The following is a 9,776-nucleotide window of genomic DNA, read 5'->3' on the forward strand; positions in this document are numbered from 1 at the left end:
CGAACCCCCACCGACCGCCCGTGGCTGCCTCGCGCCTGCGCGCACCCGACGTCGCCGACCTCGTCGCGCGACTGCGGGAGGGGCAGCCCCGGGCGGTCGCCCGTCTCATCTCCCTCGTGGAGGACGAGTCACCCGTGCTGCGCGAGGTCAGTGCAGCCCTGGCGCCGCTCGTGGGCCGGGCGCACGTGGTCGGCCTCACCGGCTCACCCGGCGTCGGCAAGTCGACGTCGACCGCCGCCCTGGTCACGGCGCTGCGGGCGCGCGGCAAGCGCGTGGGCGTCCTGGCCGTCGACCCGACGTCGCCGTTCACGGGGGGTGCGCTGCTCGGCGACCGCATCCGCATGGGCGACCACGCCACGGACGACGGCGTGTACATCCGCTCGATGGCCAGCCGCGGGCACCTCGGCGGGCTGTCGTGGGCCGCGCCGCACGCCCTGAGGGTGCTCGACGCGGCCGGCTGCGACGTCGTGCTCGTCGAGACGGTGGGCGTCGGACAGTCGGAGGTGGAGGTGGCCGGGCTCGCCGACACCACGCTCGTCCTGCTCGCGCCCGGCATGGGCGACGGCATCCAGGCGGCGAAGGCCGGCATCCTCGAGGTCGGCGACGTGTTCGTCGTCAACAAGGCCGACCGCGACGGTGCCCAGTCCACCCGCCGCGAGCTGCGCTCCATGGTCGCGATGGCCGAACGGCCCGAGGGTGCCTGGAAGCCGCCGATCCTGCTCACCGTCGCATCACGGGACGAGGGGATCGACGACGTCGTCACCGAGATCGACCGTCACCGGGCCCACCAGGAGGCCTCCGGCGACCTGCGTCGTCGTCGACTCGCCCGCACCCGACGCGAGATCGAGGCGGTCGCCGTGCACGAGCTGCGGGAGCGGTTCGGGCACGTCGGCGCCGACGCGAGGCTCGACGACCTCGCCGCGGACGTGCTGGCCGGCGACCAGGACCCGTTCGCCGCCGCCGACGTGCTGCTCGACGTCGTCCAGTAGTCCGCCGCAGACGACCCGCTGACGTGGGACGGGCCACGCCGGGCGCGCCTGCCGGGTCGCGAGGCCCGCCTGGGGTAGGAATGGTGCCGTGCTGAAGAAGGTCCTCGTGCTCCTCGTCGCCGCGTTCGTGGTCTACTACCTGCTGACCGCGCCCGCCGGCGCTGCCGACGCGGTCAGCGGTGCGGTCAACGCGGTCATCGACGCCTTCGGGCAGGTCTTCATCTTCGTCGACGAGCTCACCCGGTAGTCCCGTGCTGGGCAGCTCCGCGCTGGCCGCCCTGCTGGCGCGGATCCCGGACCAGGACGTCGAGGGTCACCTCCTCGCCGAGGAGGGCGAGCACGTCATCGACCTCGTGCGCAAACATGGCGTCGTGTACCTGCGCCCCGCGGCGGTCGCACTGGCCGCGCTGCTCGTCGGCGTGCTCGCGTTCGTCGGCCCCATCCAGCTGGGCTGGTTCTTCCTGCTGCTGGCGGCCGGCGGGCTCGGGTACGCGCTCTTCGCCGTCGCCCGCGAGCACCGGGACGTCTTCGTGATCACCAACATGCGCGTCTTCCGCGCCTCCGGCGTCTTCTCGGTCCGCATCGCGACGATGCCGATCACCCGCATCCTCGACATCACGGTCGAGAAGCCGTTCGTGGGGCGCCTGCTGGGCTACGGGCACTTCGTGTTCGAGTCGGCCGCGCAGGCGCAGGGGCTGCGCGACATCCGCTACATCGGCGATCCCGACGAGCGCGACCTGACGATCCAGCGGGTCGTGCAGCGCGCCGGGCTGCGCGGGCCGCGCCCGGACGGTCCGCGGCCCCTCCACGACGGACGCTGACGCACCGGACCCTCGGACCTCGCAGGCGGCAGGGGGAGCCGCCGCCGGGGGCGAGTTCCTAGGATGGGGCCATGAGCTTCTCGCGCCCTGGTGCCATCGACCTCTCCGCCCTGGCCAAGCCGTCCGCCCCGCCGGCCGGTCCGTCGTGTCCCGGCGGTGGCTACACGGTCGACGTCTCGGAGCAGACCTTCCAGACCGTCGCGCTCGAGGCGTCCATGCAGCACGTCGTGGTGCTCGCGCTCTGGTCGCCCCGCGCACCCCAGAGCCGTGACTTCGTCGACCTGCTCGGACGGGTCGTCGACACGCTCGAGGGACGGATCCTGCTCGCTGCGGTCGACATCGACGCCAACCCGGCGATCGCCCAGGCGCTCCAGGCGCAGGGCGTCCCCGTCGTCGTCGGGCTCGTGAAGGGCCAGCCGGTGCCGCTCTTTCAGGGCCTCGCGGAGGAGACCGAGGTGCGCCAGTACCTCGAGCAGCTGGTGGCGCTCGCGGTGCAGAACGGGCTGACCGGACGTGCGACCCCGGCCGGCGGCGAGTCCGCCGAGCCGGAGGAGCCCGCGGACGACCCGCGCTTCGCTGCTGCGGACGCGGCGTTCGCCGCCGGTGACACCGACACGGCCGTGGCCGAGTACGAGCGGCTCGCCCTGCAGCACCCCGGCGACGCGGAGGTCGCCGAGCGTCTCGCTGGCGTGAAGCTGTTCGCCCGCACGAAGGACGCAGACCTCCAGCTGGCGCGCAAGGCCGCCGCGGACGCCCCGGACGACGTCGACGCCCAGCTGCTCGTCGCCGACCTCGACGTGAGCGGCGGCCACGTCGAGGACGCGTTCGCCCGCCTGGTGGGACTGGTCCGCACCGCTCGCGGTGAGGACCGCGACCGGATCCGCGAGCGGCTCCTGGAGCTGTTCACGGTCGTGGGCACCACCGACCCCCGCGTCGCCGACGCGCGACGCGCCCTGGCGTCGGCGCTCTTCTGACGGCGAGGGCCTCGCCCGCGCGTTAGGGTGCGGCGACGGCAGCCGTGGGAGCAGCCACGGCGAGGAGGGGTGATGGCGCGACGTCTGGCCTGGCCGCTCGTCGTGGTCGGTCTTCTCATCGCCCTCGCCGGAGCAGCCGTCATGGTCGTGCTCGGCCCCGACAGCCGGTTCACGACGGGACCGCACGCGGTCCGGACCGACGGCGTGGCCGTGGTCACGGCGCCCGACGTCATCACCTACCGCGGACTGCAGGTCGACGTCCTGGTGGAGGTCCCCGTGAACAAGCCGGTGTTCGTCGGTCTCGGCAACACCGTCGACGTGCAGGACTACCTGGCCGGCACACGACGGCTCGAGGTCACCTCGTTCCGCGCGCCGTGGACGGTGCGCACGGCGGAGCGTCGGGGTCGACCAGCGCTTCCCGGCGCACCCACGGCCCTGGACTGGTGGATCGCCGACTCGGCGGGCCTCGGGGGTGCGTCGATCAGCACGACCCTGCCCGACACGCCGGTCTCGCTCGCGATCCTCGCCGTCGGCGCCTCGGACCTCTCGGGGCTGCGGGTCACGTTCGCGTACGGCGTGAGGGGCGGCTTCGGCCTCGGTCTCGGCGCACTGCTCGTCGGACTGGGACTCGCCTGGTCGGGCCTGCTCCTGCGGCGCGGCCCGTCGGTGGCGACCGCGGGTCCTCGACGTCCGTGGCGCGAGCGCGACGCCGGGGCGCAGGAGCTGGGGGAGGAGGTCGAGGTCGTGGAGGAGGAGGTCTACGTGTTCGTCGACGAGCACGGCGTCGAGCACGAGATCACGGCCGAGGAGGCGGCGCGCCTCCAGGAGCGTCTGGCCGCCGACGCGCCGGACCCGACCAGCCCCGACCCGACCAGCCCCGACCCGACCAGCCCCGACCCGACCAGTCCTGAACTGACCGACCCTGAACCGGACACCTCCGTCGCCATCGCGACGGAGACGGGCACAGGGACCGGGGCCGGCGAGGTGCCGCCTCCGGCGGTCGTCTACGTGTTCGTCGACGAGGACGGTGTGGAGCACGAGGTGTCCGAGGAGGAGCTGGCCGACTACGAGCTCGCCGACGACGAGCACGTCGACGACGCGCCGGCGGACGACGGGAGGCGGGACGGATGAGCCGACGGTCCGCTCCGGTGGTGCTGCTGCTGGCCTGCGTGCTGGCCCTGACGTCCTGCACCGTGCCGCGCCCTCGCGACGACCGCCCCGCCTCGACGGTCCCGATCGACCGCGCCGGGGTGGAGCAGGTGCTGAGCCGCTACGACCAGGTCCGGGAGGCGGCCGCGAAGCTGCTCGACCCCAAGCCGCTGTCGACGGTCGAGAGCGGGGCGGTGCTCGCGATCGACACCGGCTCCTTCGACGTCGCGCAGCGCCTCTCGCGCGGCGTGGGGTCCGACGGCACGTCCGACCAGGTCGAGCGACTCGCGGTACCCCGGTTCACCGGCTACCCGCTCTGGTTCGTCGTGGAGGTCCGCGACCAGGCTGCGAAGGTCAACCGCGTGCAGGTCTTCGAGCGCGGGTCGGCCGTCGACCCCTGGTTCCTCGTCGCGAGTCCCGAGACGGTGCTGAGCACGCGTCTTCCCGACCTGCGGGAGCGCGACGGCGCGGCGCTGACGGTCGACCCCCGCAGCGCCACGGGCATGAGCATGTCGCCCCAGCAGGCCGCCGACCGCTACGCCGCCGCTCTCGAGGACCCGTCGGCGGCTGCGGCGCGCACGATCGAGAACGACGACTTCCGCGCGCAGATGCGCACCGCGGCGCGACGCAACGCCTCCCTCGACGGCGTCCGGTTCGGGCAGACGTGGAAGGCCGAGAAGGTCACGCACGCACTGCGGACCGCTGACGGCGGAGCACTCGTCTTCGCCACCCTCGAGCGGGTCGACTCCTACCGCGTGCGCGACGGCATCCAGGTGACCTGGCCGGACGACTCGCCGCAGAAGGCGCTGCTCGAGTCGGGGGTGTCCTCGTCCGGGCGTCTGCGCTACCTGCACCAGGTGCTGGTCGAGATCCCCGGCGGGTCGGGACGCCCACGCGTCATCGGCCAGTACGGGGGCGTGGTGGAGGCCGAGGGGCCCTGAGGGCGGGCCCGAAGGCTCAGACGACCGGCGGCTCGGGGGCGAGCGGTGCCTCGCGGTAGGGCGGGACGTCCCCCTCGGCGAGCGCCTCGAGCAGCTCGGTCGCGGCAGCCGTCGCGCGGCTGCGGACCGTGTCGGCGTCGCACCAGTGCACCCCGGCGATCTCCGTCGGCTGCAGTGTCATGGTGTCGACGACGGAGGCGTCGGCCACGCCCAGGTCGAACACGAAGACGCAGGCGTCGTCCCACCCGCGCCACGCCGGGAGCCAGTTCACGGTCAGCAGGCCGTGGACGGTCAGGGTGAGCCCGAGCTCCTCCTCCAGCTCGCGGACGAGCCCCTCCGACGGCGACTCGCCGACCTCCACGACACCGCCGGGCAGGTCCCACTCCTGCTTGTAGGTGAGCTGGCAGAGCAGCACCCGGCCCTCGCCGTCACGCAGGACACCCTGCGAGATGACCCGCTTCGTCGGCAGGCCGGCATTTAGCAGCGCGATGAAGCCGTCGCGGCTGTCGGCCGGCGGGTCGTCGCGCAGCCGCGCGAGCAGGGCGCGGTCGGGGGAGTCGCCGGCACCCCTCGCGATGCCCTCGCGACGCAACCCGCTGATCGACGCCGCGCGGACGTCGCCGGTGCGCTCGACCGGGACACGTGCCTCGATCCTCTGCAGCGCGAGGTCGTCGAACGCGTAGGCGAGCACGAGACGCAGGGCGCGCACGGCCAGGCCCAGCGACTGCTCGCCGGTGCCGGTGTTCCAGCGCACCGAGCCGGTGCCGCGGCCCTCGTCGAGCAGGGCGATCGTGCCGCGGCGCTCCCCGCCGACGACCACGGACCAGCCGCGCAGGCCGTCCGCGCCGCTCGTCGGCTCGAGGTGGAGGTCGTCGTCACGCAGGATGGCGGTCACGTCGTCACCGTACGCGGCCGGTCACCGGCACGCAGCGGGGTCCGGCGCGTGGACGTGCGTGCTCAACGGCGTGCCGTCAGCACGCGGACGGGGTGCGCCGGGTCGAGCGTGAGTGCGTCGAGGGTGTGCCAGGTTCCGTCCAGCTCGTCCTGCAGCCGTTCTCCCGGCGCGCCGAGCGCGTCCGGCACGCCGACGGACTTGGGGAAGGCGGGGAACAGGTCGACGACGACGAGCAGCGTGTCCTCGCCGTCGCTCCGGCTGAACGCGAGCACACCCGCGTGGTGCACGCGGTGCAGCACGAGGCCGCGTCGGCGACGCAGGGCTGGGTGCGCACGACGCAGCTCGTTGAGGCGACCAAGGAGGGTCGCCACGTCAGGCTCCGGCTCCGAGCTGGGGCCGTCGACCTCCTCCAGGGTGCTGCTCGTCTCCCAGGCCGGGCTGCCCAGCGCGGCGACCGCCGCCCACGCGCACCGCGTGGCGGCGCCACCGTCGTCCAGGGTGGAGGCGCGCCCGCCGCCGGGCGCGGCGACGAGGTGCGTCCGCGTGACCGACCCGCGCCCCACGCCGGCCAGGACGTCCTCCACGTCGGCGAGGCCGAGGGCGTCGTGCAGCGCCGGCGTCGTCTGGTGGAACCCGACGAGCGCCAGGGCGTGAGCCTGCGCGGGGCTCGCGTCGCCCTCCGACAGCAGGAGCACGTCGGGTGCTGCCGCGGCCAGCTCGCGCAGCACGTGCTCCCACAGCCCGAGCGGCCAGTGGTGCGCGTCCCGGACCACGAAGGCGCCGACGCCACGGTCGGCCCAGCCGACGAGCGTCTCGAGCACCAGACCGAGCACGCCGGCCGGCTCGGCATCGGGATCCAGCCGCCAGGTGTCGTCCCCGGTCGGCACGAACCAGCCTGCGTGCTGCTCGAGCCACGAGTGACCGGAGGCGACCGTCCACGTGAGCTCCAGGGCCACCTCGAGCCCGACCTGGTGGGCCCGCTGCACGAGGGCGTCGAGGTCGGCGACGGTGCCGAGGCGCGGGTCGACGTCGAGGTGCGGCCCGACGACGGGGGCGGCGTGCCACGGACGCCCGCGCGTGGGGTGCACCGGAGGGAGGCGGACGACGTCGAAGCCCAGGGCGGCGACGTGGTCCAGGCGTGCGGCGGCGTCGGTGAGCGTGCCGTCGGGCGTGGACGGCGTCAGGCGGTACCAGGCCCCGACGAGGGCCCGCTCGGGGTCGACGCGCAAGGGGAGCGGCTCGGTCGAGCCGACGTCGGCCCGACCCAGGTGGTCGGGCAGGGACGCCACGTACGCCAGGCCCTCGGCGAGCCGCTCGTGGGCCGGCGTGGCGGTGTCGAGGAGGTCGTCGCCCACCTCCAGTGCCGCTGGGTCCTCGCTGCCGAGCGCGAGCACGAGGGCACTGCCTTGGGCGAGCACCGTCTCGGGGTCGGCCCCGTGGTCGATGTCGCCCACGACCCGGGCCGCCCACGTGCGCAGGGACTCCTGCCAGCTCTCCACGTGGTAGGTCCACGCGCCCACCTCGTCGGCCGTCACCGTGGCGGACCAGACGTGGTCGCCGTGGTGCTGCATGGGCACGGGGTCGCGTCGCTTGCCGTCGGGTGCGGTGAGCACCACCGCTGCGCCGACGTCGACCGTGTCGGGCAGCACGAGTGCCTCGACGGTCAGCGGTTCGCCGGGGACCACCTTGGCCGGGAACCGTCCGCGGTCGAGGCACGGACGGACTTCCAGCACCGGGACCCGAGCGACCATGGGGACACGCTAGTGGCTCGGAGGCGGTCCGCACCCTGTTCACCCGCGCGTCGGAGCAGGTGGCGCTCCTCCTATGCTCACGGCCACGGCTTTGTGGCCGGTGTCACGACGCCGGCCCGACGGAAGGAACCAGCGTGACCCAGCTCGTCCAGCTCGAGGTGACCGACGGCGTCGCCCTCGTCCAGCTCGTCCGCCCGCCCATGAACGCGCTCGACGCGCAGGTCCAGCGCGAGCTGGTCGAGGCGGCGCGGGAGGTGGACACGCGCGACGACGTCGCTGCGGTCGTGCTGCACGGCGGACCGAAGGTGTTCGCGGCCGGTGCCGACGTGAAGGAGATGGCTGCGATGTCGTACCAGGAGATGGTGCGCCACGGTCATCTCCTGCAGGAGTTCACGCGCGCGGTCGCCGCCATCGGCAAGCCGACGGTCTCCGTGATCACCGGCTTCGCCCTCGGCGGGGGCTGCGAGCTCGCCCTCTCCACCGACGTGCGGTTCGCGGCGGAGAACGCGAAGCTCGGGCAGCCGGAGATCCTGCTCGGCATCATCCCCGGCGCGGGGGGCACCCAGAGGCTCGCGCGGCTCGTGGGGCCGTCGGTCGCGAAGGACCTCATCTTCACCGGACGCTTCGTCGACGCGCAGGAGGCGCTGAGGATCGGTCTCGTCGACCGCGTCCTCCCGGCGGACGAGGTGCTCGACGCAGCCGTCGCGTGGGCACGGGGCTTCGTCGGGGGACCGGCCCTCGCGCTGCGGGCGGCCAAGAGTGCGGTCGACCGCGGGCTCGAGACGGACCTGCAGACCGGGCTGGAGATCGAGCGGATCGAGTTCACAGGACTGTTCGCCACCGACGACCGCCGCGCCGGCATGGACTCCTTCGTCGAGAACGGGCCCGGGAAGGCCACGTTCAGTGGGTCGTGAGAGGGCGGACTACCGACGCGGGGAGGACGCCGCTACGGGTCTGAGGTCTCACGCCTCGACATCGCCACGGAACACCTGTGGCACCAGGGACGCATGGGGCATACTGTGCTGCGACGTGCCGCCGTGCTCGCGAGAAGGGTAGTCATGACCGACTCAGGTTCGAACCAGCCGCAGGAGCGTCGACGCGCCGATCCGTTGAAGGTGGCTGCCGAGATGTTGGAGCAGTCCGGCGGCGACACCGAGGCTGCCGCGGACGACGTGCGACGCGGCGCGCCGGACGACCGACGGGCCAAGCGCGCGGCCCAGCGTGCCGCGCGGCAGATGGCTGCCGAGAAGCGACGCGCCGAGCGCAACGCCGCCCGCGCGTTCAACGCCTCTCGCCGAGGTCGCCGCGACGGCGACGAGCCGGAGCCCGCTCTCAAGGCGGCCGAGGAGGCCATCGAGGCCCAGGAGCGTGCGGCCGCGCAGGCGAGCGAGCCCGAGCCGCAGCCCGTCGCGCCGCAGGAGACGGCCACGCCCGAGACGGCCACGCCCGAGGTGAGCACGCCCGAGACGACCACGTCGGCGGCGGAGGTCTCCGCCACGGCAGAGCAGCCGGCCGTCGAGGCGACGGCCGCGCCGTCGGCCGACGACGAGCACATCGACGCGGCGCTGTCCGACGCGACGCAGACGTTGCCGGCGGTCGAGGACGCCGACGACGAGCCGCGCGAGGTCGCCGTCTCCGCGGGCACGCGCCGTTGGGCGCCCCCGACGGCCTCCTCCCTCGCGGAGCCTGAGACCGCGTCCACCGCGGACGCCGACGCGGACGCCGAGCGTGCTGCCGCTGAGCAGGCTGAGGCGGAGCGTGCTGCGGCTGAGCAGGCTGAGGCTGAGCGTGCTGCGGCTGAGCAGGCGGAGGCTGAGCGTGCTGCGGCTGAGCAGGCGGAGGCTGAGCGTGCTGCCGTTGAGCAGGCGGAGGCTGAGCGTGCTGCCGTTGAGCAGGCGGAGGCGGAGCGTGCTGCCGTTGAGCAGGCGGAGGCGGAGCGTGCTGCCGCTGAGCAGGCGGAGGCGGAGCGTGCTGCCGCCGAGCAGGCGGAGGCTGAGCGTGCCGCTGCCGAGCAGGCCGAGGCCGAGCAGACCACTGCCGAACAGTCTGCGGTCCAGGACGAGACGTTCGAGCAGGAGACGACGGAGGCCGCCGCGGTCCCGTCGGACGACGAGGCCGTGCAGGCCGAGGAGACCCCCGTGACGCCGGAGCAGCCCGCCGAGGACGACCAGGCCGCACAGGCTCCCGCGCCCAGCACGTTCGCCGAGAAGCTCGCGGCCGCCAGTGCCGCCGCGCAGCAGCGCGTCAGCGCCGCCC

The 9,776-nt window shown here is 74.1% G+C and carries 9 protein-coding genes and 1 pseudogene; 8 read left to right on the forward strand and 2 right to left on the reverse strand.

Annotated elements, in window-relative coordinates:
- Nucleotides 1-20 precede the first annotated feature (20 nt).
- From meaB to NH339_RS02775, 6 genes are all read left to right on the forward strand, one after another.
- Nucleotides 21-989, forward strand: coding sequence for a methylmalonyl Co-A mutase-associated GTPase MeaB (meaB, locus tag NH339_RS02750; protein WP_253022230.1), 969 nt, complete (start codon nucleotides 21-23; stop codon nucleotides 987-989).
- Nucleotides 990-1,077: 88 nt separating this feature from the next.
- On the forward strand, nucleotides 1,078-1,236 hold the full coding sequence (locus NH339_RS02755; protein WP_169795969.1) for a hypothetical protein: 159 nt from the start codon (nucleotides 1,078-1,080) through the stop codon (nucleotides 1,234-1,236).
- A 4-nt stretch (nucleotides 1,237-1,240) separates the two neighbouring features.
- Complete coding sequence (locus tag NH339_RS02760) at nucleotides 1,241-1,810, forward strand: PH domain-containing protein (protein WP_253022232.1); 570 nt, start codon at nucleotides 1,241-1,243, stop codon at nucleotides 1,808-1,810.
- Nucleotides 1,811-1,881: 71 nt separating this feature from the next.
- Nucleotides 1,882-2,784 (forward strand): tetratricopeptide repeat protein, encoded by a 903-nt coding sequence (locus NH339_RS02765; protein WP_253022234.1) that lies wholly within the window; start codon nucleotides 1,882-1,884, stop codon nucleotides 2,782-2,784.
- Nucleotides 2,785-2,856: 72 nt separating this feature from the next.
- Nucleotides 2,857-3,915: a hypothetical protein gene (locus NH339_RS02770; RefSeq protein ID WP_253022236.1), complete on the forward strand. Its 1,059-nt coding sequence runs from the start codon at nucleotides 2,857-2,859 to the stop codon at nucleotides 3,913-3,915.
- Entirely contained in the window at nucleotides 3,912-4,874 is a 963-nt protein-coding gene (locus NH339_RS02775) for a hypothetical protein (RefSeq protein WP_253022238.1), read from the forward strand. The genes NH339_RS02770 and NH339_RS02775 overlap by 4 nt, the downstream gene beginning before the upstream one ends.
- 16 nt (nucleotides 4,875-4,890) lie before the next feature.
- Here the strand turns inward: NH339_RS02775 and NH339_RS02780 are convergent, their stop codons facing one another.
- Both NH339_RS02780 and NH339_RS02785 read right to left on the reverse strand, forming a co-directional pair.
- Nucleotides 4,891-5,769 carry an NUDIX hydrolase gene (locus NH339_RS02780; RefSeq protein ID WP_253022240.1) on the reverse strand — a complete coding sequence of 293 codons (879 nt, stop codon included), beginning with the start codon at nucleotides 5,767-5,769 and terminating at the stop codon, nucleotides 4,891-4,893.
- Between the two features lie 62 nt (nucleotides 5,770-5,831).
- Entirely contained in the window at nucleotides 5,832-7,520 is a 1,689-nt protein-coding gene (locus tag NH339_RS02785; RefSeq protein WP_253022242.1) for a maltotransferase domain-containing protein, read from the reverse strand.
- A gap of 134 nt (nucleotides 7,521-7,654) precedes the next feature.
- Between NH339_RS02785 and NH339_RS02790 the strand changes: the two genes are divergently transcribed.
- Nucleotides 7,655-8,434 (forward strand): enoyl-CoA hydratase/isomerase family protein, encoded by a 780-nt coding sequence (locus NH339_RS02790; RefSeq protein WP_253022244.1) that lies wholly within the window; start codon nucleotides 7,655-7,657, stop codon nucleotides 8,432-8,434.
- Nucleotides 8,435-8,578: 144 nt separating this feature from the next.
- Nucleotides 8,579-9,776 (forward strand): annotated as a pseudogene (locus NH339_RS02795) (hypothetical protein); the annotation flags it as partial.

Origin of the sequence: Aeromicrobium sp. CnD17-E (genome assembly GCF_024124745.1) — a bacterium.
Taxonomy (GTDB): domain Bacteria; phylum Actinomycetota; class Actinomycetes; order Propionibacteriales; family Nocardioidaceae; genus Aeromicrobium.